The sequence below is a fragment of the Bacillus sp. SIMBA_008 genome (assembly GCF_046535495.1).
GTDB lineage: Bacteria > Bacillota > Bacilli > Bacillales > Bacillaceae > Bacillus > Bacillus subtilis.
The window spans coordinates 1-297 of sequence record NZ_JAWRWL010000247.1; the positions used below are offsets into that span (position 1 = coordinate 1).

General features: G+C 72.4%; 1 protein-coding gene. It reads left to right on the forward strand.

Translation table 11 applies throughout. From position 1 onward, the window contains the following. A partial coding sequence (locus tag SB658_RS23040) for an NAD(P)-binding domain-containing protein (protein ID WP_410602584.1) occupies positions 1-297 on the forward strand: 297 nt, incomplete at both ends.

Here is a 297-nt window from a genome sequence, read left to right on the forward strand (position 1 = left end):
TGCGCGTGTTCGACCTGGTACCCGAGGCGCTCGCGCATGCGGTCGAGGCCGGCGCCGTCGCCGCCAGTTCCGCCGCCGACACCCTTGCCGATGCCGAAGTAGTGATTTCGATGCTGCCGACGAGCCGGCACGTCGAAGGCCTGTACCTGGGCGAGGCTGGCCTGCTGGCGAAGATCCCCGCCGGCGCGCTGGTCATCGACTGCAGCACGATCGCGCCTGCCAGCGCCCGCAAGGTCGCCGAGGCCGCCACCGCGCGCGGCCTGCAGATGCTCGATGCGCAGGTCTCCGGCGGCACCG